This window comes from Sphingobacterium lumbrici (genome assembly GCF_006476045.1).
GTDB classification, from domain to species: Bacteria; Bacteroidota; Bacteroidia; order Sphingobacteriales; family Sphingobacteriaceae; genus Sphingobacterium; species Sphingobacterium lumbrici.
Map to the genome: position 1 here is coordinate 638,118 of NZ_SRZY01000011.1, position 22,607 is coordinate 660,724.

20 protein-coding genes are annotated in these 22,607 nt (G+C 39.5%); 12 read left to right on the top strand and 8 right to left on the bottom strand.

Translation table 11 applies throughout. The annotated features are described in order from the left end of the window. Positions 1 to 8: 8 nt before the first annotated feature. On the top strand, positions 9 to 887 hold the full coding sequence (gene atpG / locus E4F24_RS05010) for an ATP synthase F1 subunit gamma (RefSeq protein ID WP_140937558.1): 879 nt from the start codon (positions 9 to 11) through the stop codon (positions 885 to 887). A 382-nt stretch (positions 888 to 1,269) separates the two neighbouring features. Here the strand turns inward: atpG and E4F24_RS05015 are convergent, their stop codons facing one another. Genes E4F24_RS05015 through E4F24_RS05025 form a run of 3 tightly spaced genes read right to left on the bottom strand, consistent with a single transcriptional unit; the run spans position 1,270 to position 5,965 of the window. Next, complete coding sequence (locus tag E4F24_RS05015; RefSeq protein ID WP_140937559.1) at positions 1,270 to 2,253, bottom strand: FKBP-type peptidyl-prolyl cis-trans isomerase; 984 nt, start codon at positions 2,251 to 2,253, stop codon at positions 1,270 to 1,272. 19 nt (positions 2,254 to 2,272) lie between these two features. Then, on the bottom strand, positions 2,273 to 3,283 hold the full coding sequence (locus E4F24_RS05020) for a DHH family phosphoesterase (RefSeq protein ID WP_140937560.1): 1,011 nt from the start codon (positions 3,281 to 3,283) through the stop codon (positions 2,273 to 2,275). Positions 3,284 to 3,331: 48 nt separating this feature from the next. After that, entirely contained in the window at positions 3,332 to 5,965 is a 2,634-nt protein-coding gene (locus E4F24_RS05025) for a PQQ-binding-like beta-propeller repeat protein (RefSeq protein ID WP_140937561.1), read from the bottom strand. Positions 5,966 to 6,098: 133 nt separating this feature from the next. Between E4F24_RS05025 and E4F24_RS05030 the strand changes: the two genes are divergently transcribed. Beyond that, the gene (locus E4F24_RS05030) at positions 6,099 to 6,488 is read left to right on the top strand and encodes a DUF423 domain-containing protein (RefSeq protein WP_140937562.1); all 390 of its coding nucleotides are present in this window, start codon (positions 6,099 to 6,101) and stop codon (positions 6,486 to 6,488) included. A gap of 648 nt (positions 6,489 to 7,136) precedes the next feature. After that, positions 7,137 to 9,617 (top strand): replication restart helicase PriA, encoded by a 2,481-nt coding sequence (priA, locus tag E4F24_RS05035; protein WP_140937563.1) that lies wholly within the window; start codon positions 7,137 to 7,139, stop codon positions 9,615 to 9,617. Positions 9,618 to 9,620: 3 nt separating this feature from the next. On the opposite strand, the gene E4F24_RS05040 is transcribed toward priA, so the two are convergent. Further along, positions 9,621 to 10,484, bottom strand: a complete 864-nt coding sequence (locus E4F24_RS05040; RefSeq protein ID WP_140937564.1) for a DUF6265 family protein — start codon at positions 10,482 to 10,484, stop codon at positions 9,621 to 9,623. Positions 10,485 to 10,700: 216 nt separating this feature from the next. On the opposite strand from E4F24_RS05040, the gene E4F24_RS05045 reads away from it, so the two are divergent. From E4F24_RS05045 to E4F24_RS05055, 3 genes are read left to right on the top strand one after another with little or no spacing between them, the layout of a single operon-like run. Next, positions 10,701 to 11,357 (top strand): protein-L-isoaspartate(D-aspartate) O-methyltransferase, encoded by a 657-nt coding sequence (locus E4F24_RS05045; RefSeq protein ID WP_140937565.1) that lies wholly within the window; start codon positions 10,701 to 10,703, stop codon positions 11,355 to 11,357. Positions 11,358 to 11,380: 23 nt separating this feature from the next. Beyond that, positions 11,381 to 13,198, top strand: coding sequence for a MutS-related protein (locus E4F24_RS05050; RefSeq protein ID WP_140937566.1), 1,818 nt, complete (start codon positions 11,381 to 11,383; stop codon positions 13,196 to 13,198). Between the two features lie 13 nt (positions 13,199 to 13,211). Further along, the gene (locus E4F24_RS05055) at positions 13,212 to 13,616 is read left to right on the top strand and encodes an acyl-CoA thioesterase (RefSeq protein WP_140937567.1); all 405 of its coding nucleotides are present in this window, start codon (positions 13,212 to 13,214) and stop codon (positions 13,614 to 13,616) included. Between the two features lie 36 nt (positions 13,617 to 13,652). Here the strand turns inward: E4F24_RS05055 and smpB are convergent, their stop codons facing one another. Continuing rightward, positions 13,653 to 14,108, bottom strand: coding sequence for an SsrA-binding protein SmpB (gene smpB, locus E4F24_RS05060; protein WP_140937568.1), 456 nt, complete (start codon positions 14,106 to 14,108; stop codon positions 13,653 to 13,655). 363 nt (positions 14,109 to 14,471) lie between these two features. Here smpB and spt point away from each other — a divergent pair, with 363 nt between their 5' ends. From spt to E4F24_RS05085, 5 genes are read left to right on the top strand one after another with little or no spacing between them, the layout of a single operon-like run. Further along, positions 14,472 to 15,680: a serine palmitoyltransferase gene (gene spt, locus E4F24_RS05065; RefSeq protein ID WP_140937569.1), complete on the top strand. Its 1,209-nt coding sequence runs from the start codon at positions 14,472 to 14,474 to the stop codon at positions 15,678 to 15,680. A 5-nt stretch (positions 15,681 to 15,685) separates the two neighbouring features. Continuing rightward, positions 15,686 to 16,807: a GNAT family N-acetyltransferase gene (locus E4F24_RS05070; protein WP_140937570.1), complete on the top strand. Its 1,122-nt coding sequence runs from the start codon at positions 15,686 to 15,688 to the stop codon at positions 16,805 to 16,807. Continuing rightward, positions 16,804 to 17,802 carry an NAD-dependent epimerase/dehydratase family protein gene (locus E4F24_RS05075; protein ID WP_140937571.1) on the top strand — a complete coding sequence of 333 codons (999 nt, stop codon included), beginning with the start codon at positions 16,804 to 16,806 and terminating at the stop codon, positions 17,800 to 17,802. The genes E4F24_RS05070 and E4F24_RS05075 overlap by 4 nt, the downstream gene beginning before the upstream one ends. Before the next feature lie 12 nt (positions 17,803 to 17,814). Next, complete coding sequence (locus E4F24_RS05080) at positions 17,815 to 18,501, top strand: CDP-alcohol phosphatidyltransferase family protein (RefSeq protein ID WP_140937572.1); 687 nt, start codon at positions 17,815 to 17,817, stop codon at positions 18,499 to 18,501. 2 nt (positions 18,502 to 18,503) lie between these two features. Then, positions 18,504 to 18,911, top strand: coding sequence for a GtrA family protein (locus E4F24_RS05085; RefSeq protein WP_140937573.1), 408 nt, complete (start codon positions 18,504 to 18,506; stop codon positions 18,909 to 18,911). Positions 18,912 to 18,921: 10 nt separating this feature from the next. On the opposite strand, the gene E4F24_RS05090 is transcribed toward E4F24_RS05085, so the two are convergent. Genes E4F24_RS05090 through E4F24_RS05100 form a run of 3 tightly spaced genes read right to left on the bottom strand, consistent with a single transcriptional unit; the run spans position 18,922 to position 22,174 of the window. Then, a complete protein-coding gene (locus E4F24_RS05090; RefSeq protein WP_140937574.1) occupies positions 18,922 to 20,274 on the bottom strand; it encodes a TolC family protein in 1,353 nt (450 codons plus the stop codon). A 29-nt stretch (positions 20,275 to 20,303) separates the two neighbouring features. Next, entirely contained in the window at positions 20,304 to 21,056 is a 753-nt protein-coding gene (locus tag E4F24_RS05095) for a LytR/AlgR family response regulator transcription factor (protein WP_140937575.1), read from the bottom strand. Beyond that, positions 21,053 to 22,174, bottom strand: coding sequence for a sensor histidine kinase (locus E4F24_RS05100; protein ID WP_140937576.1), 1,122 nt, complete (start codon positions 22,172 to 22,174; stop codon positions 21,053 to 21,055). Before E4F24_RS05100 ends, E4F24_RS05095 begins: the two co-directional genes overlap by 4 nt. 42 nt (positions 22,175 to 22,216) lie before the next feature. Between E4F24_RS05100 and E4F24_RS14120 the strand changes: the two genes are divergently transcribed. After that, positions 22,217 to 22,441, top strand: coding sequence for a TIGR04149 family rSAM-modified RiPP (locus E4F24_RS14120; RefSeq protein ID WP_140937577.1), 225 nt, complete (start codon positions 22,217 to 22,219; stop codon positions 22,439 to 22,441). Positions 22,442 to 22,607: the final 166 nt, after the last annotated feature.

Here is a 22,607-nt window from a genome sequence, read left to right on the forward strand (position 1 = left end):
AATAAAGTATGGCAAATTTAAAAGAAGTTAGAAACCGTATTACCTCGGTAACATCGACGCAACAGATTACCAAAGCAATGAAAATGGTGTCTGCAGCGAAATTGAAACGTGCAACTAATGCAATCGTGCAATTACGTCCTTATGCCAATAAGCTAAGAGATATTTTGGCTCAAGTTTCTACTTCTGTTGAAGGGAATGATTCTCCTTTCACACAAGATCGTGTGCCTGCCAAGGTGTTAATTATTGTTGTTACCTCAAATAGAGGTCTTGCGGGGGCATTCAATGCAAATGCCATTAAAGCAACAAATAATTTGATCGCTTCCAAATATGCAGATCAGTTTGCCAAAGGGGATGTAAGCCTTATCGCTATTGGTAAGAGAGGTCATGATTTCTTTTCAAGACGTAATTTCAACGTAATCGGTAATCACAATGATATATTCAATAATTTAGATTTTGAAAATGTATCTAAGGTGACTGAATATGTGATGGATGAATTCAAAGCGGGAAATATCGACCGTGTAGAAGTTGTGTACAATCAGTTCCGCAATGCAGCTGTTCAAATTTTGACTTCAGAGCAAATGTTGCCTCTTCTGCCTGAGCAAAAGAACGAGGATGTAGTAGAATTGGATTACATTATCGAACCTTCCAAAGAAAAGATAATTGAAGAATTGATTCCTAAGGCTATTAAAATCCAATTGTATAAAGCGGTATTAGACTCCAACGCCTCCGAGCATGGCGCGCGGATGACGGCAATGGATAAAGCAACTGAGAATGCAGGTGATTTGTTGAAGGCATTAAAATTGTCTTACAATCAAGCACGACAAGCTGCGATTACAACCGAATTAACAGAAATTGTTTCCGGTGCAGCAGCGTTATCCAACGGATAATTCAGCTAATTTAAAGATATATAGTTAGGGCGATGAAATTCTTCATCGCCTTTTTTGTTTATCACCGCGGAGCCAATGTCGTTAAGTTAAGAGCTCAACTGCTAGTTGTTCATACTGAGGCTTGCTGAAGTATCTGTTCGCCATATAGGGAATATATAGTTTACAGATCCCTGACTGCCGTCAGGCAGGCTTCCGTTCGTCAGGATGACAAAACGTGCTAACTTAACGACATTGACCGTGGGGCTGTCTAGGTTTAATTCGGCAATATCTCTACTAATAACATGATTTATCTGAAACCCGAGACCAGACGGGTAAGGAAAAAAATAAACGCGATTCCTTATAAAGAAATCGCGTTTACGTTATCCGGTTGAATCTTTTAAAACTAGTTTAACGGTTCATTGGATATTTGGTCAGGAAATGAAGGAGCTGCCGCAGTTCCTGTACCTTTTATTACATCGACTAATTCAATTTCGAATACCAATGGCGCATAAGGAGCTATTTTACCTTGGCCACCACGTTCGCCATAGCCCAATGATGAAGGAATGATAAAAGTAGCTTTACTGCCTTTGTTTAATAATTGAAGACCTTCTGTCCAACCTTGAATAACCGGATCATTCCCGATGCTGAAACGAATAGGTTCGTAAGGACGCATCGGATTGAATTGATTCTCTTTTTTAGCTAACACAGGATCGCTCGTATCGAACACCGTTCCATTAGTTAATTTACCAGTGTAATGAACCACTACGGTATCTCCTAAAGCTGGTTTATCGCCTTTACCTTCTTCTTTAACAATGTATTGTAAACCAGAAGCTGTTTTTTTAGGCTCTAATTTGTTGGAAGAGATATAAGCCGTGATTTTTCCTTCTTCTCCATTTTTCAAACCTTCTATCTCTGCTTCGAAGTATTTGTTTATGTCAGCGTAAAGAGCTGAATCTGTTAATTCCCCTTTTTTAAAGTGTTTTCTAACCTTTACGGTAAAGGTTACGAATTTGTCTGCAAATTCAGGTTTTGGTTGACCTGTTTTAGCTGCCATTGTGTCTAAGTTTAGACGAAATACAGCACTATCACCTTCGCCTAACATCTTGAACATGGAGTTGTAATCTCCGGCATATAAACCAGGGATTGAATCAGGCGCAATATTTACGATTTGAGGTAAGCCCATATCGTAAGTGCTATTTAATAATGAGTCATTTCTGTCAGAATTGATTATCATATCGACCGACAATAAATCGCCACCGACAGCTTTTTCTGCACCTGCATCCTTAACGATTTTGTACTCAAGACCACCATCACCTTTCTTAAAGTTTTGGCATGAAGCAGCAGATAATAATACCGCTGCAGATAGAAATAGAATTGATTTCTTCATTTTTATTTATACTACTTATTTACGTTGTTAATAGTTCTTTATATTTTGGTAAAATAGATTTAAATGTGTGTACTACAGTCGTAAGCTCTTCGTTGGAGCTTCCGCCTGAGGCATTCAGATGTCCACCGCCATTGAAGTATTTTTTACATATTTCATTGCAAGGAATCTCGCCGATCGACCGCAAAGATAGTTTAATTAATTCGGTTCTGTCAACAATTAGTGCAGCAAGTCGGATCCCCTTTATAGAAAGGGCATAATTGACCAGACCTTCTGTATCTCCGGTGCTGATTTCGAATTGTGCCAGATCAGCTTTGCTAATGGAAAATAGCGCTGTATTGTATTCGGGAATTACTTCCAGACAATTTAAAAGGCAGTAGCCCAAAAACTTCAATCGCCTCTCGGTAGAGCTATTGTAGATCTGCTCGTGAATTTCCCAATTGCGGGCACCTGCTTCTATCAGATTAGCGATAATATGGTGTACGGCTGATGTGGTAGAACGAAAACGAAAAGAGCCTGTATCTGTCATGATGCCTGCATATAGACAGGTCGCAATGTTAGCATCGATTAATTCTTTCCCTCCCAGGATATCCACAATGAAGGTGTAAATTAACTGTGCTGTGGCGGCTGCGTTTGAATCCCAATAGGTTAATTGAGCAAAATCTTCGGGATCCAGGTGATGATCTATCATCCATTTTTGTCCTGAAGCCGCACGAATATATTCTTCTAAAATATTAGTACGGGAGAGTGCGCTGTAATCTAAACAGAAAATAATCTCTGCTTCATCCAGTAGTTGTTTACATGTTTCCGGATTTTCAGGATAAGATATAACGGCATTACGTCCCGGTAACCAATCCAGAAAAGTAGGGAAATCCGATGAAACGATGACGTGTACTTCGTGATTTTTCTTTTTTAACCAGTGGTAAAGACCTAAAGATGAGCCTAAAGCATCGCCGTCAGGCTTATGATGAGTCGTGATTACAATTTTCTTAGGTTCGGTAAGTAACTTTAAATTCTCTTCTCCTTGTAGCATAGTATTATTATGGGTACAAACGTACTAATAAATAATGTTCTTGTAAAATTATTTTTGATGTCGGAAAGCATAAAGTTTGTGATCTCGTCGCATACATAACAAGAAAGTGTCGCTGTTGTAATTTATTTTTCCATAATAGAATAGAGGTCGTCCCTCTACCGGAAAGCCATCGATGATCGATCCATTCTCATTAAAGAGGTAAATGAGGTTGGTTGCTTTGGAAGCAATACCTATCAAAGAGAATCCGGTAGTAGATCTAAAATATTGGGGTCTGTCTGAAATATCTTTTGTAAAACTATATTCGAAAAGTAGTTTTGTGGTGTCAGTTATGTCATAGGCGCGTAATCGACTGCCATCGATAACGATCATTTCCGGGGCGCTTGAGGATGCGATATTGATAAAGTCAGCATAAAATTTAGCGTTCCATTTTTCGAGTCGTGTGCTAATGGCGGCTTTGTTGATCGGAAACTTGTAAAAGTTGCTCGTCGTATCTGTAGCCAATATAGTGAACTCTGTATTGCCCACATTTAGCGATCCGATCGGGTTCCGAAATACAACATCTCCCGGGGCATCGATATGCTTGGTGATACGGCCTTCCTGATCGAATAAGTAAACTCTTCCATAGGTAGTTCCAATCGCGAAATAGTCGCCCACCATTTGTATTGAACCGATTATTTCGCCTGCTATGTTTTCATCCCGGAAAAGATCAACAAGAGCCCCTTCCATGGTGTAAGTGTATATTTTTTTTCGTGTAGGTACTAAAATTAATGACTGACCGGCTATAGATGTAAGGGTGGGAGTGGCTATTGGTTCTTCGGGTATGCCCGTAGAGAATCCTTTCATCGGTTTTCCGGAAGTATCAAAGCGATATAATCTGTTCCTGTCTGTTACCAAAATAATGGATCTGTCTGCGATCTGAACCATATCTCCGACTACGCGCCCGGAAAATACGGTCGACCATATTTTTTTTCCCGAAGGGCTAATCGCGTGTAGCGTATGGTCCAATTCCTGCAATAAAATGAATTGGCTAGTATCAGAGTGCTCAAAGATATAAGGTTTTGTAATCACATTGTTTTGCAATGGGTAGACCCACTCAGGGGTGGTTCCGAGTGCGGTTTTACTTTTGTAGACGGCGTAAATACGTGATAGGAAACCGTCGTTATTTCCCGACAACTGAGCTGACCAGGAATAAAAATCCTGATAGCCGAAGTTATCGTTATTCCTGAAGTTTTTTTGATAGTGCTGCGGTAAGGAATTTAGAATTTTGGAATTCGCATTTTTAGTATGTACAAAGAAGGTGATATTCGCTTCGTTTCCCTGGAGCTTTTCAAAGTTTTTAAAACCCAGGTTTCCGGTTAGTAAATTTCTGTTTTTCCAATCTTTTTGATATTCGCGTAGCGTATTGCTACTGTTGGCCACAACGAGTATATTACTTATCTGCATCACATACGGACGGGGGAAAACTTTGAACGCATCGCCATAGAAAGCATAGAGTAGATTTGAGTTTTTGAATCTATAAATGGAATCTCCTGCATCTTCGAATAATTCAAGTTTTTTAAGCCGGTTCCACGAATTGGTGTCAGCTAGACTGATATAGCCCATATAGGTTTGATTTGATTGTTCGATCAATGCAAATTCTAAACCTAAGGCTTGCTGCAATTTAAATATGGCGGCAGTATCTTGTTGTTGAGACTTGAATTGGTTGTAGATTTTATCTCTCTCTTTACGAAAGGTAAGTAAGTCATTGAGGTCTTTGGTAAATTGTTTCTGATCACTGATACTGTATTCTATATATACGGCTGTAGCCGATGGAAAGAAATTGTATAAATATTGTGTCTTTTTTCGTTGGCTGCGGAACAAAGCAAGATAATTCCCATCTGTATTTTCGATTTCACTTTCACCGGTCAACATTAAAGCGTCTTGTTTAAAATTAATATTCCACGCAGATTGTCCTTTCAGGCCTTCAAACTGTTTTAAAAATGTGCCTGAACTCGTGCGTTGAAACTGTTGCAGAACGGATGGAAGCTGCTGATGAGGAAAAAACACACTTAGCGGTGTGTTCCGGGAATTGTTTGTAATGAAATAATCAATTTGTTCCTCGGGAAGACGCTTCGTTTCTTTACTTATTATAGCTGCTAAAAGGGGTTTGGAATAGGACGCAAAGAGGATGTTTTCGTGGCAGATGATGTAGAGTGTAGCATCGATATTTCCATTGTTGAAGGAAAATATTTGCTGATTCAAGGTGTCTTGTATGTCTACTTTGTAATCTGTTCCCATCTGCTGAATGATGGCAGGCAGTTGATTAGGAGCTATTTTTCCGGTAGTTGGGATGGTAAATAGCGTTTCCACAGATTTTTTATCATTGGGGTGAAATGAAATGTAAATTTCAGAATCCGATACATGCGATCTTAAAGCATCATTGCGCAGTAATTTTTTCTTGAATTCTTCGAGTCTTTCCATTTCGCTGAAGCCGAGAATGGCATCAAACACCTCAAAATCTTTAAAGATATTATCTGTTACTTCGTCATTGCGAATTGACAAAATCAATAGGGTATTCTCGGGCAGGTATTTCAAAGGCTTGATTGCCTCTTTGTGGTCTTTATTCAGATCGCTGAAGTAATAAATAGAAGCGCCAATTACAGCTATAAATAAAATGGCCGTTACGATAATCGTATTCCTCATACTACAAACCTACTTAATTATGATGCGAAAATAAAGCGTAACCAAATAAAAAAGCAAAAATATTGATGCTTTTAACGGATATTTTTTACATTTATAAGCAATATTTCAATAAGTTTGAATTTTTAGAGATTAGATGAATAAACAGATTATATTGACAGCCTCTTTTTTGGGGTTGATCGCTGTTATATTGGGCGCGTTTGGAGCACATGGCTTAGAAGGGAAAATCAGCGAATACCATTTGGCAACCTGGAAAACCGCTAACCAATATCACTTTTACCATACCTTGGCATTGTTGTTTTTGTCCACATTTTCGAGAGCCAAGAGTCCTTCCATACGTGTGTCATTTATTGCATTTACAGTTGGTATCTTGTTTTTTTCGGGGTCACTGTATGTATTAAGTGTACGATCTTTGCTCGATATAGAAATCGCATCGTGGCTAGGCCCCGTCACTCCGATAGGCGGATTGTTTTTTATGACGGGATGGGTAGGGTTGTTTGTGGCGGCGATACGACATCGCGCTTAGTTTAAAAGTATAACATATTTAACCTCGATAATTTTATTGTCGAGGTTTTTTTGTTAAAATGTGTTTTTAAGGAAGGATTTTCTTAATCAATTTTTATGCGCCTCTGTCGCCGGCGCAGGGGCGACTTCTTTTTTTATAAAAAGAAGGAAAAAATCATCGCTGTACCCATTTGCCAGAATGGTTAGTGCCTCCTCCTGCAATTGGCAAATGGCTAAGGCGATATTTGTCTAATTTGTAAGGATAGTGCTTTATTCTTAAATATTATTTTATATTTCAGCTCAGCAGTAGTATAAGGCCAATATTAATAATAAACGCACTACCCCTACACACACGCTAAATGTCGCCTTGGCGGGTCGCAAATAGCAGGAATGGTGACCCGTTGTGCGAGCCGGCACAGCGACGACTTTTGCTTCTTTTGAGAGAAAAGAAGGAGGCTGCCCGCCGATGAGGGCAAAAGATAAAATACAGATATTAATGATTGCTGATACAACTTGGAATCAGCGAATAATAACCTGACTAATTTAATCCTTCCTTTATTTATTACCCCACCATCATCAGAGATTATAATCTTACAAAAAAGCAAATGCTGAATTGTGTTTTTACAACTCGGCATTGGCGAATGCGAAGCATTTTATCTAAGTTTGTTGTATGTCCAATTCCGAGCTGTTCGATCAAAAGCGTAAAACGTTATTTGTAGAAGTGATCCTCCCTTTGGCAATCGCCAAAACGTATACATATCGTGTGCCACATGATTTGAATGACCGTGTGAAAACAGGTATTCGTGTAATTGTGCAATTCGGAAAGAATAAAATTTATTCGGCTATAGTAAGAGCTTTCTCTACAGAAGCCCCTGTCAAATACGAAGCCAAATACCTGCTGGATATTGTAGACGAAGAGCCGATTGTAGATGGATCGCAATTGCAGTTGTGGGAGTGGATGGCGGCATATTATATGTGCCATTTGGGAGAGGTTATGCAAGCAGCTCTTCCCGCAGCCCTGAAAATGGCTTCGGAAACCAAAATTGTTTTAGCGGATAATCCAAATCTGGATCGGTCAGACGTTTCTGATAAAGCGTATTTGATCCTGGAAGCACTGGATATTGCCGGCGAATTGAGGGTCAGTGATGTTGTTAAGATATTGGGACAGAAATCCGTATTCCCCCTGTTAAAATCCTTGTTTGAGAAAGGCTATATTTTAATTTCAGAAGAAATTAAGGAACGATATAAACCGAAAACAAAAGCGTTTTTGCGTTTGGCATCGGAGTATGGTGATGCGGAAGGTAAACGACTACTATTAGACAGTCTTAATCGCGCCCCTAAACAGCAGGATGCTTTTCTTGCTTTTATGCAATTGTCCAAAACAAAGGAAGATATTACACGTCAGGAGATTATGGAGCTGTCCGGCTGTGGAACAGGGGCTGTGACGGCGTTGATCGATAAGGGGGTCTTTGACCTAAAAGAAAAGTTGGTTAGCCGATTTAACGGCATAGACACGTTGGTAGTAAAAGATTTTACCTTTAGTGAAAGTCAACGGAATGCTTACGATACCATTGAAGCGCAGTTTGAAGACAAAGAAGTTGTACTGTTGCATGGAGTGACAGCTTCCGGTAAGACACAAATTTACATCCGATTAATTGAAAGAGCATTGGAAGAAGGTAAAAATGTATTGTACCTGTTGCCGGAAATTGCACTTACAGCACAGATTACCGCACGGCTCAAGTTACATTTTGGTAACAAATTGGGGGTTTATCATTCGAAATTTAACGACAATGAACGAGCGGAAGTTTGGCATAAAGTTATCAAAGATGAATTCAGGGTGGTAATTGGTGCCCGTTCTTCGGTGTTTTTGCCGTTCAAAGACCTTGGTCTTATCATTGTTGATGAGGAGCATGAGAATTCATATAAGCAATATGATCCGGCACCTCGTTACCATGCACGGGATACGGCCATATATTTAGCCCATATTCATCATGCCAAAGTTTTATTGGGGTCTGCAACACCTTCTGTCGAAAGTTATTATAATGCTAAGGCTAGTAAATATGGTTTTGTGAACTTATTACAGCGTTTTGGAGAGGCACAACTGCCGGATATTCAGATTATAAATATACCGGAAGAGAGCCGAAAAGAACAGATGCATTCCTATTTTAGTGCTGATCTTTTAAGAAGTATAGAGGAGGCAGTACGTAAAAAGGAACAGATCATATTGTTTCAGAATCGCAGAGGGCACACCCCTTTTGTGCAATGTAGCACCTGTGGTTACGTTGCTAAATGTGTCAATTGCGACGTGAGTTTGACCTATCATAAAACATCGCATTTATTGCATTGCCATTATTGCGGACATTCCGAGTCTCCGATTAATGTGTGCCCGGCCTGTGGTATGCCACACATGGAGAGTAAGGGATTTGGTACCGAAAGGGTAGAGGAAGAGCTAGAGATTTTAATGCCGGAGCTTCGGATCGGTCGCCTGGATCTGGATTCAACAAAAGGTAAGTATGGATTTGATAAAATAATAGGTGCCTTTGATGATTATGAATTTGATGTGTTGATCGGCACGCAGATGGTAGCTAAGGGGTTGGATTTTGGCCGCGTTAGTCTAATCGGAATTATCAATGCGGATACCATTATTAATTTCCCTGATTTTAGAGCATACGAGCGTGCTTTTTCATTATTTTCTCAGGTTGCAGGGCGCGCCGGAAGAAGGCAATCTCTGGGTAAAGTAATCATCCAGACCTATACGCCTAAGCATAGGGTCATTGAACAGGTGGTGAATCACGACTACGAAGGGATGTTTATGAAGGAAATTACGGAACGTAAAAATTTTCAATATCCGCCATTTTGTAGACTGATAAAAATGGATGTCAAGCATACAGATCAACAGCAGACGTTAGATTCTGCCAACAGGTTGGCTTCCGCACTCCGTTCTCATTTGGGAAATCGGGTATTAGGCCCTGAGCCACCACTGGTGTCACGTGTACGAAATCACTATATCCAAACCATTACGCTGAAGATCGAGCGAGCAAACATCAGTATCCATAAAGTTAAAAACCTGATTAGGCAGGCGATAGCACTGTTTGAATTGGACAAACACAATGCCGGTGTACGTATCCAAATTGATGTGGATCCCTATTAAAAATTAAGGGCTTAGTTTCCATACTTTATCCGCCGAAGGAAGATATTCGGGCAATGCTGCCGAGCCATACCAATTAAATAATTCATAAGTAAGGAGATTCGCCCGGATAGCGGGGTCTGTCATTAGTACTTCATCTGCTTCATCCGGCGATGTTACATTGAGTACAAAAATTCCACGATAAGTCCGTTCATTTTTCCCCAAGGGGCCTGCGAGAATTAGCTTGCCTTGCTCTACAAGCTTATCGATATTGTCTAAATGCCCCCTGAAGGCACTGTTTATAAATTCTTTGTCATCTGTCGTATTGTTTCCTGTTTTGAGTATAACAAGAAAGTACTTCTTCATTCCATAATCGTCTGCACCTAACTTTTGTGCGAGTGCAGCATTGTAATTGGGGTTGGCGTTAGTGGAATCTATAGCCGTATTTTTAGTATGCTGCTTCAGTAAACTGTAGGAATAGATTTTTTGTCCTCCATCCGAAATTTGAACCAAAATCTCTGAGTCGGTACGTTTTTTATAGACAATTTTTTTTGGAAAATCATGAGCTTGATTTTCAAATATCAGGGCTGTATCAGAAAGAGTTTGTTTAAAATTAATCGTTTTCCCTGCATTTTGTCCTTTTACCGTGGCAGAATACACCACTTCTTTGCCCCTTGTTTGATGGATAGTAGCATATTCGGTAACAGTTATATTGCCATTTTTTAACATATAAGAAAATCCTTTCAACATGCGTGGATTTAATTTATCCCAATGTTCGTAATGGTTCTTGTCTTTCCGTTTCCAGGTGCCTTCCATAAAGTCGGGAGATATGGTTTGTGATATACTCTGTTGGGTAAGCAGCATAGTCAAAAATACGAGTAGGTACTTCATAATTTTTCGTCTTTGGTAAGTAACACTAAGGTATTCATTTTTATCAGATAGAAGAGATTTTTTTTATCCCATTTAATAGCTGTACCATCGCTGCTGATGGTAGCTGTTTCAAGCGCGTTGATGGCATTTGGTATTTGAATAACGAATGTCCTGAGCTAAAACATTTTGCACTTTAATAGCGATAATATGCCCCAACAATGGTATTTTTGAGGAACAATGGCATACAAATTCGTAGATAACTACCGAGAAAAAGGCGCGCGCAAGCAACTTGTGAAACATCTGGAGAAAAGAGGAATTGAAGATAAAAATGTGTTGCGGGCAATCGGAAAGGTACCCCGTCATTTTTTCTTTGATGAAACCTTTTGGAATCAGGCTTATAGAGATATAGCTTTTCCGATCGGGGATGGGCAGACGATTTCACAGCCTTATACCGTGGCCTATCAATCTGAATTGCTACATGTAAAAAAAGGGGATAAGATTTTAGAAATAGGTACAGGATCTGGTTATCAGTCTTGTATATTGTTGGAATTAGGAGCCGATTTGTACACGATTGAGCGTCAAGAAAATCTCTACAACCGTACCATACAGGTATTGCCTTATATGGGATACAAACCTCATTTTTTTCTGGGTGATGGATCGAAAGGAATTCCTGAACATGCACCTTATGATAAAATTATAGTTACCGCGGGTGCTCCGTTTGTTCCGGATGTGATGCTCAAACAGTTGAAGCTGGGAGGGCTTTTAGTTATCCCTGTTGGGGATGAAAATTCGCAAAAGATGGTGACAATTTTACGCGTCGGCGAAAATGATTTTGAACGTATTGTATTAGATACGTTTCGGTTTGTACCTTTGGTAGGTGATAAGGCCTGGTAAAAATTACTATCTTTAAAGCAGAAATGAAAGAATTTTACACCCGAAATATAACCACTACCGAAGCTGAGTTAGTGGTCATTGAAAAAAAAGTGAACACCAACAGTTTACTGCGACTGGCGGTGATATTATTAGGCGGCACAATCCTGTTTAAAATATTTCAGCTCAATAATGTTCTCTTACTGTTGGTAGCAGTGATGGTTATTATACTGTTATTTTCATTTTTGATTTTGCGTCAAAGTAAATTAGAGAAGAAAAGAGAAGAAAAAAGAGCTTTTCTCCGTGTGAATAGAAATGAAATGGATCTCTTACAAGGTCATGTCAATATGTATAGCAATGGGGAACAGTTTGAGGATGGAAAGCACCCTTATATCTCAGACTTAGATGTTTTTGGACCACATTCGCTATTTGCAAAAGTAAATCGTTCGGCTACGCCGGATGGTGTGGAGCGGTTAGCTTCTTGGTTTTTGAAAAGTGCAAATAAGGAAGTGATATGCAGTCGCCAACAGGCTAGCGCTGAACTGGCGGTAAAGAAAGAATGGGCACAGGATCTTCAGACGCGGTTACTTTTCAATCTTGGGCAGAAAACGAATATCAAAACATTTTTAACAACATATTTAGGCGATGGGTCTTTAAATTTCGGTTCATGGTTCATGAAGATCTATGTGCCGATAGCACCTTTACTCTTTTTAACAGGGGGGATCGTGTCAATTTTTGTGTACCCTGTATGGGGATATCTCGCGATCTTGGGCTTAATCCACTTTTGTTGGTCGATGGCTTTGGGAGGGAAAGTAGGACATTTTTCAAGCCGTATTGATAAGATAGGAGCTACTTTGGTCGCTTATTCGGATGCGGTGCGGCTTGTCGAAAATGAGCACTTCACAACAGATCTAAACATTCACCTTCAGGAAGAGCTGAAAACAGACCATGCCGAAAAGAAGCTCTCGCAAGCTTTTCGCGAGCTGGGTAATTTGGTGGATAAACTTGATGCGAGAAACAATATTTTAGTAGGATCAATTCTCAATATTATCTTTCTCTGGGACTTTCGTCAGGTCTTGTCTATTGTAAAATGGAAAGAAAATTACGAAGGCAATATTGTTCATGCGTTTGATGTGATGGCAGATTTTGAAGCGTTATTGGGACTGTCTACGCTGCAAAGAAACGAGCCTGATTGGACTACACCTGTCATTTTGGATAGTCATTTGGAAGAAGGTATGCAAGCTGAGGATATTAATCATCCGTTAATTCCTGTTGGCCAGGCGGTAGCAAATAGCTATGATGCCAGAAACCATCGTGTAGCCTTGGTAACCGGATCTAATATGGCCGGTAAAAGTACATTCTTGCGTACCATTGGCATTAATGCGGTATTAGCTTATGCTGGGGCAGTGGTGTGTGCTAAGCAATTTAAATTGCCGATTTACAGGCTAGTTACTTATATGCGTATCAAAGACAGCTTAAATGAGAGTACTTCTACTTTTAAAGCAGAATTGGACAGAATGAAATTCATTCTGGGGATTGTGGAAGTTGCAGACGACAGCTTCTTTTTGATCGATGAAATGCTGCGCGGTACAAACTCAGTCGATAAGTACCTGGGATCTCGTGCTGTTATCAAGAAGTTGATAGCGATGAATGGCAGGGGGATGGTTGCGACGCATGATTTGCAATTGGCTACTTTAGAAGGTGAATATCCATCTATTCTTCAAAATTATCATTTTGATATCCGGATAAAGGAAGGAGAAATGTTATTTGACTATAAACTGAAAGATGGGCAATGTACGGTTTTTAATGCTTCTCTACTGCTGAAAGGTATTGGGATTGATGTGGATAACACTAGCTTTACCTAAAAATTTTAATATAATGACATTAGAAGAGAAGATTGATCAGTCTGAGACCCGTGTTTGTACAACCGTATTTCCTTTTTTAACCAATCACCATGATACTTTATTTGGTGGCAAAGCAATGGCGATAATGGATGAAGTCTCTTTTATGGCTGCCACGAGATTTTGTAGAAAGACGTTGGTAACCGTGTCGTCAGATAAGATTAATTTCGAAAAAGCTATACCCTCGGGAAGTATCATTGAAGCTATTGCGCGGGTGGATAGTATCGGACGCACAAGCGTAAAAGTAAAGGTAGAAATCTATTTAGAAAAGATGGACGAAGAAGGACGCGAATTAGCTATTCAAGGCATGTTTACTTTTGTGGCGCTAGATCAAAATAAACAACCGATTCCGGTTCTGGAAGGACTTGCGCTCGATGAATAGAATAATGCGAAAAGGAAACTTCTTCTAAATGTCTTGTTATCGCTTCATTACGCGATCAAGTTCCCGTTTGCTATCCCGTTCTTTAATGGTATCACGCTTGTCAAAGTCTTTTTTACCCTGCGCTACGGCAATTTCTACTTTTGCAAATCCTCTTTCATTGATAAATATGCGCAACGGGACGATGGTGAATCCTTTTTCCTCCCCTTTTGCCTTGATTTTTTTTAGTTCTTTTTTGTTCAGCAACAATTGACGGTCTCGTTTTGACTCATGATTATAAAAGGAACCAAAAGAATATTCTGCGATGTGCATGTTGCGTATATACAATCCGTCTTCAAAAAAGGCGCAAAAGCTGTCATTGATATTTGCTTTTCCTTCGCGGATAGACTTTATTTCTGTTCCCAATAACCGAATGCCCGCCACATATCTATCTAGCAGGTGATATTCAAATGATGCCCTTTTATTTTTAATATTGATTTGTGAAGATATAGCCATGTTTTATTGCAAATGAGGACAAATGTAATGATTTTCGAAATTTATTCACTTTTTATTCATTCTTCTATTGGAGTTGTGTTAACAATAATTTAATTTTATGAGATTTATATGGTTTTTCGGCTATGCAAAATATCTTGAGTTTTTGTATGTTTGCACCGATTTTTATAATCTACAAAATGTACTTATTTTAGTCTAAATTATTTCTCGTTAGCTGATTGGTACAGCCTCAACGTGTTTTTTGAAGCTAAAATAGTATATGTTGTTTTGTTTTTTTTCAATTTTGACATTTGATAAGGTTTAGTCAAAAAGTAAAAGAAGAATAAGCTTTTTAGTATTATCACAACAAAAAGAAACACCTATAGCATGAGCAAGGGAAAGTTAAGTGAAAGAACATCAAAGTTTCTAAACGGGGAACTAGAGCGTATCAAGTCGAATGATTTATATGCTTATTTCAGGCCTATTCAATCTAAACAAGATACGGAGGTGTTGATTGATGGAAAGCGGGTTTTGATGTTCGGGTCAAATTCTTATTTAGGATTGACTACGGATAAGCGGATTATCCAGGCATCACAGGATGCACTCGCGAAATATGGTACAGGGTGTGCCGGTTCCCGTTTTTTAAATGGAACATTAGATATTCATGTGGAGCTGGAAGAAAGACTGGCAGATTTTGTTGGGAAAGAAGCTGCCATACTTTTTAGTACCGGATTTCAGTCTAATTTAGGCCCGTTGTCTTGTCTTACAGGTAGAAACGACTATATCTTGTTGGATGAACGGGATCACGCTTCCATCATTGATGGTAGCCGTCTGTCATTCTCTAAAGTTATAAAATATGCACACAATGACATGGAAGATTTGCGTGCTAAGATTTCTCGGTTGCCGGAAGATAGCTTAAAGTTTATTGCTACGGATGGTATATTTAGTATGGAAGGCGATATTGTAAAGCTTCCTGAATTGGTAAATGTTGCCGAAGAATTTGACGCGGCTATCCTTTGTGATGATGCGCACAGTTTGGGAGTGATCGGTGAAAAGGGCGCAGGTACGGGAAGCCATTTTGGATTGACAGATAAGGTTGATTTGATTATGGGGACCTTTAGTAAATCTTTTGCTTCTTTGGGTGGTTTTGTGGCGGCAGATAGAGACACGATAGAATATTTGAAACACTCCGCACGGTCATTGATGTTTAGCGCGAGTATGACACCTGCTTCTGTTGCTTCGACGTTGAAGGCGCTAGAGATTATTCAGACAGAGCCGGAACACATCGAAAGATTGTGGGCGAATACGAATTATGCTAAAAGTCTTTTGTTAGAAAATGGATTTGACCTGGGAGCGACAGAAAGTCCTATCCTTCCTGTTTTTGTACGTAACAACGATAAAACATATTATGTTACCAAGATGCTTCAGGATGATGGTATCTTTGTGAATCCTGTTGTTGCACCAGCTGTACCTGCAGAAGAATCTTTGATCCGTTTTTCATTGATGGCGACACATACGTTCGACCAGATAGATGAAGCTGTTGATAAAATGGCTAAAGTATTTAAAACGTTAGAGGTCGAAACCTTTATTAGCTAATCGCTATGATAGAAATCATCCCGGTAGAAACAAAAAAACAACGTGCGGAATTTATAGATTTTCCGCATGATTTGTATAAGGGGGAACCTAATTATGTCCCGGAGTTGTTTGTTGGGCAAGATGATTTGTTGAATCCGGATAAGCACCCTTTCTATAAGCACTCATCGGCACAATTGTTTCTTGCGTACGAAGATCATAAAATCGTAGGCAGGATTGGCGCATTCTGGAACGTGAATCACAATGCATTTAACCAGGTGAATGAAGGCCAGTTCGGTTTCTTTGATAGTGTGAACGACCAAAGAGTTGCGGATGCTTTATTTGAGGCTGCAATAGCGTGGATAAAGGCCAAGGGGGGAGATACCGTGGTCGGACCCATTAACCAATCTACAAATGAAACCTGTGGGCTTTTGATTGAAGGGTTTGAAATGCCTCCGGTAGCGATGATGCCCTATAATTATCCATATTATAGCGATTTAATAGCACACTTTGGATTTGCAAAAAAAGTAGACCTAAGAGCTTATGATATACCAACAGCGCAGGCCAGTTTGCGTTCGGTACAGTTAATGGATCGTCTGGAAGAGCGTTTAAACAGATCCGGTATCAGGTTGCGGCTTATCAACTTAAAAGATTTTAAGAATGAAACTGCAAAGATAAAATCGGTGTACAATAAAGCTTGGGATAAGAACCTTGGTTTTGTACCGATGACCGATGAAGAGTTTGCCTATGTCGCGAAAGATCTGAAAATGATCGTAGACCCTCGTTTTTGCATTATTGCAGAAAAGGATAATGCGATTGTTGGTTTTGCGGTAGGGATTCCGAATATTAATGAGATATTAATTCATATAAAAAGAGGGAGATTACTTCCGACAGGAATTTTTAAACTGCTGTTTGGTAAAAAGAAAATAAAGTCTTTGCGGGTGATGATGCTGGGGGTACTCGAAGATTACCGGAAAATGGGCATAGAAGCCTGTTTATATGGCAGAATTATCAAAAATGCCGGTCTTTATGGGATAGAAAGAGGAGAGTGCTCATGGATGCTGGAGCATAATTACATGATGAATCATGCTATTGAACAAATCAACGGAAGATTATATAAGCAGTATCGCCTCTATGAAAAAGCGGTATGAGGAAAAGAATCTTAATTACGGGGGCTAGTGGCTTTGTTGGTTCTCATCTGGTCGAAGCAGCAAAGAATCTGGATTTCGAAGTGCATGCTGCAGTTCGGCGTTCGAGTAATATCACGGAGATTGAATCTTTTGTGGATCAATTTGTATTTCCTGATTTTTCTTCTGTCATCGCATTGAAGAAGTTATTCGAAGAATATCAATATCACTATATCATTCATGCTGCTGCATTGACCAAAGCAAAAGAGGAAACGATGTTGCTGGACGTTAATGTAGGGTACACACAGCATATTCTTGAAGCGGCCTTCGCTGCAGATATGCCATTGGAAAGGTTGGTATATGTGAGCAGTCTGGCCGCAGTGGGCCCCATTGCTTATGCCAGCGACAGGCTTATTGACGAATCAACACCTTACAACCCGGTAACGGTATATGGCCGCAGTAAGTGTGCTTCAGAACAGATGATTAAAGCGGATTTTTCGGATAGACCGCTGTCTGTATTTCGTCCCACTGCAGTGTATGGCCCGCGCGAAAAGGATTTATTTATTCTTTTTGATACGATGAATAAGGGGTTGGATCCGTATATTGGCAGAAAACCCCAAAAGCTCAGTTTTATCTATGTAAAGGATTTAGTGGATGTGTTGTTAAAAGGGTGTGTGGTGCCTCAGGAGGGACTACAGTTTTATAATGTCACCGATGGCAACATCTATTCTAAATATGAAATGGCGGATATTTTCAAGGAGACACTACGTAGAAAGCTGCTTCGTATTCATATCCCCTTTGGCATAGTTAAAAAAGTTGCTCAAATATCCGAAACCATTTATAAGCATTCGAAGAGAACGCCTGTTATTTATCCCGAACGGTTGAATGAGTTGACCGCAGAAAATTGGGGCTGTGATATATCGAAGGCTAAAAATAAACTGGGTTTTAATCCGAAGTATAATCTTAAAGAGGGACTAGGAGAAAGTCTTCTTTGGTACAAGAAAAATAATTGGTTGTAAGAACTGTAAATAATGAGTAGTCAGAAGATTAATAAGAAGCTTTTTCAAGACAGAAAGCGTACGAATATATTGAGTAATCCCGAACAAAAATTTATTTCATATCTGGTGCCGCGTATTCCCAATGCGCTGTCTTCGGATGGATTAACGGCTATTGGTTTTTTAGGGTCACTTATGATTTTAGTAAGTTTTCTTTTAGCGGAGTACGTCCATCTGAATTATCTGTTGCTCGGTATTGTTGGATTTTTTGTACAATGGTTTGGTGATTCATTAGACGGTAGGATCGCCTTTTATCGAAATAAATCGCGCAAATGGTACGGTTTTGCGCTAGACATTATTATGGACTGGGTAAGCACGGTCTTCATTGGTCTGGGGTATGTGTTTTATGCACCCGGAGATTTTAAGTATTCCGGATTTGCATTGGTCGCATTGTACGGTTGGGCGATGATTATTTCTCAGTTGCGGTATAAAATCACCGATAAGTACACGATAGATGCCGGACTTTTAGGACCTACCGAGATTAGGGTTATTATTTCCATTGTTCTGCTTGTAGAAGTCATCATTCCGGGTTCTATTAATTACTTGGTGATTTTGATTTGTATTGCTTTGTTTTTTATAAATCTTGGTGATACCAAAAAGCTTCTGGATTTGGGAGATATTAGGGATGCTGATGAAAAACAGCATAAATTGAACAATCAATAAAAATGATGTCAAAAATAAAGGAGTTCCTTAAAGCCCAGTTATCTGCTTTTGCAGGCGGAATGGTTGATTATGGGATTATGCTCTTTTGTAAGGAGATTCTTGGTTTTGCGATCAGTACCTCTATTGTGATATCAGGATCCATAGGGGCGGTGGTCAATTTTACCATTAACCGTTTTTGGACCTTCAAAAAAGACGAGGCTCCTGTTGCGAGTCAATTATGGAAATTCATCATAGTAGTTATTGGAAGTATCATATTAAAATCCCAGGGAACTCCCTTGTTGTCCACATTAACAGGTATTGACTACAAAATTACACGATTGATGGTAGAGCTTGTGGTGTCACTGGGTTTCAATTTTACATTACAGAAATATTGGGTTTTTAAAAAAGCCGATAGGCAGGAAACTGTTTAGGGATAAGTGCCTAATACGAGTCCGTTAATACTTTCAAAATCTCCTGATTGTACAATACGGTATATTTTGCCCGGATGAGATTGAATTCCGAAATATTATAATCCAGCAAAGCTTTTGAATAGTCCATGGACGAAGCCATGCCTATGTCGTACCGTTCCTTCATGGCCTCGAAGCTCTTTTTAAGGCTGAGGCTCTGCGTCTGTACCACCTGATATTCCTTGTGCGACCTGCTGTACTCTTGCCGGGCCATCAATAAGATCTTCTCCTGATCTTTTAAGGTTTTGTCGAGCTCTCTTTTCTGTAAATCAAGCGTAAGCTTGGCTCTGTTAATGCTGCCTTTTGTTTTGAATCCGTCGAATATAGGCATACTCAGCGACAGGCCAAGATATAGTGATTTATTTTGGTTTACCTGATTCCAAAAGGGCATGAATTGACCGGTTAAATAGTCATTGCGTTCCGAGGAATAGTTTGTGCCATATCCACTTGAAAAACTTAAGGTTGGGTAATAGCCGTTCCTTGCATTCTTCAGACCGATCTCTGCCTGTTTGATCCGTACGTAGCTCAGTTGTATGTTTGGGTCAGCATTAACAGATGTGCTTGAGCCATAATCGGCATCGAGTAGTTCCAATGCCGGCGTGGCCAATATGAGGCTGTCGGTGTAGGCGAGGTCTAGCAGTCGTTGTATATCCAGCGTCTTGCTTTCATACGTATTTCTGCTCACGAGCACATTCAGTTCATCTGTAGCGACCTGACTCTCTGCCAGCGATACATCTACCAATGTTTTGGTGCCCATGTCAAACTGTATTTTCTGTTGTTCGAGCTGCGCTCTGGAGTAATTGAGCTGTTCGAGGCTGGAACGGTGCAAAGCCTGGTTTACAATAGCATCGAAGTAGAGGGAGAGTAGATCCAGGCGTAGTGATTTTTTCAACCGGCTGACCTCCAGTTCGCTGCTTTCTATATCAAGCAGCGCAATTTTAAGCTGGTTACTTCTGGCGAAACCCTGAAATAATGTTGCATTCATTCTGACACTGGCATTTGCGTTGTTAGACCATCTGTTTCCGGTAACGAGCTGACCTGCTATCTGGTCGAAGGCAAGTCCTAGATTGTAGTTGTGACCTGCTCCCAGAGAGAGTGTAGGCAGTATACTGTTTTTTGCATCTGTATGGTCCTGTCGCGAGAGCAGGAGTTGGACATGCGCTTGTTTAAGATCAATATTCTGTTGGTCTAAGATTGCGTACGCATGGTTAATATCAATAGATTGTTGCCCGAAAGTTATCTGATGAAAAAATAGAAAGATACCAACACATAATGACGTGTGGTAGATTTTGGGTCGGTGCGTTGATTTCAGTTCAGAAGTGTACATTGCGATTGAAGTTGGATGCAATATAGAATTTATTTTGCAAGTTTCTTTTCCACTGTTGATCGCATTTGTTCATTGATATAATCCAGAAAACCCTGACGATAAGTAGCGCCTAAAGGGAGATCGTCATCTGTACCCTTTAATTGGATACGGTTCCCTTTCAGAGATTCAAAATGATCCATATTGATAATAAAGGACTTGTGTGTCCGAAGAAAACAATTTGGAGGCAACAGCTGTTCCAGCTCATTCAATCTTTCGGATGCGACAATTGCTTCCGTTGCTGTTTGTATGACGGTATAATTTTTTGCACCTTGGATATGTTTTATTTCTGCGTACGTTAGCTTGATGTATTTGTTTCGTTCCATTTTTAGATAGAGTATATGTCTTTCTTCTTCCTGTATATTTTTGAAAATAGCCTTATTTTTTTTCTGCTTTTCGCGTACTTTGTTGATAGCCATGGAGAATCGATCAAAAGAAAAAGGCTTGAGCAGATAATCTACTACACCATATTGATAGGAGTCTAGCGCAAAATCGGTATAAGCTGTTACCATAATAACGTTCGGAAAAAAAGAATAAGCCTTCAAAAAATCAATTCCAGAAAAGTGAGGCATTTCTATATCCAGAAAGACCAAATCTATTTCGCTGCTATGTAAATTTATAAATGAGACAGCCTTGAGCGGGTTGCTAAATTCGCCTATGATGTTAAGATAAGGTATTTTTTTGCAAAAATTCCGGATTACCTCAAGGGCGTGCTCTTCATCATCTACGATGATACAGTTAATCATTCTTTGATAATTTTTAGGTTCACGATATAAAACACACCATCGTTATGGTATTCTAATATACAATTATTTTTGTAAAATTTATCCAATATATTGTTGATATAGCGTTTACCTATGGCGTGTCGCTCTTTCTTATTTGTTGATGTTGTATTATCTATTTTATTTTTCATATCAATTTCCAATAGGTCTGGCGATTGCTTTACATGCAATACGACAGGATATTGCGGGTCATTAAAAATACCATATTTCATGGCGTTTTCAAAAAATGTCAACAGTATAAGAGCGGGGATTTTATTTTGATATGCAGCGCCCTCGTCTATGATATTAAAATAATACTTCCCGTTAAAACGCAAGCTGTTCAGCTCGTTTAATTTTTTGATATGCAGCAGCTCGTCATTAACCAGTACGGGATGATCACTTTTGTGATCCTGCAACGAATGGCGCAATATATCCGACAACAGCAGCACCGTTTTGTCAATGACATGGTCATCAGCAGAAATTGCTTTTGAATGGATGAAATTGAGTATGTTAAATAAAAAATGAGGATTGATCTGCGCTTTCAGAACAGCATGCTTCGTTTCCAGCAATTCGTGTTTCAGTTTCTCTTCTTCCAGCTTTTTTTGAAGCATTTGTTTCTGTAGCTCTCCTTGTCTGCGGAAAAACCAGATCAAAGCTGCATATATCCCAAATCGGGTAAAGAGATCGAAGCCACTTACGAAAAAAAACTTGAGATTGGTAACAACCGGACTTTTGAAGTCTATCCATTCTGCCATCAATAGTATGCCGCAGCGCCGGAGTGCCATGCACACCAGCCATGCCAGTGCCAGTCGCCAAAGCAGTTGAAACACCTGTATACGATCTGCCTTTGGTGGAAAAACAAATAAGATCAGAGCATAGAAAAATGCCGTGCCCGATAACAGATTGATTATTATTTCGGTTAGTAAATTCCTTTCAATAAAAACGTTATTGAAAGCAAAGGAGAGCTTTAATAATTCCACACACCAATATATCGCCCATATTCCTAAGTGCATCAAAATTATTTTTGTTCGTTTTGTCATCATAATGGCGAGTTTCATGTACTGAGAGCAGGCGTTGGTGTATTTTAGTTTTCTAGTTGCCATATTAAGCAAATATTTGAGGGATTACAAATAAATAAAATAATTATGAAAAAAATTTCTTTGAAAAGCCTTAACCTGAGCGAGGTCGAACAATTATCCCGTTCACAGCTAAAAGATGTGCTAGGCGGGTTTATGTCAACATCTGATTCGATTACAATTCCTGGCTGCACGGTAAGATGTGAAAATATAGGACACAACTGTACAACATCAGATTGTAAAGTAGGCTCTTGCGGTTATATCGATGGTTATCTGCAATGTTCGATAAGTTAATAAGCACATGACCCTATCATATCGAGCAACTGCAGATCAGTCATCCAAAGAGAAGGTGACTACGAAACAGACTTAAGCTTTGAAAATTGCCATTCGTGTACTAGGAGATAGCGTTGGTGTATTTTGATTTTTATTTTCAGGTAGATTTCGCAACTTGGGGTAAAGC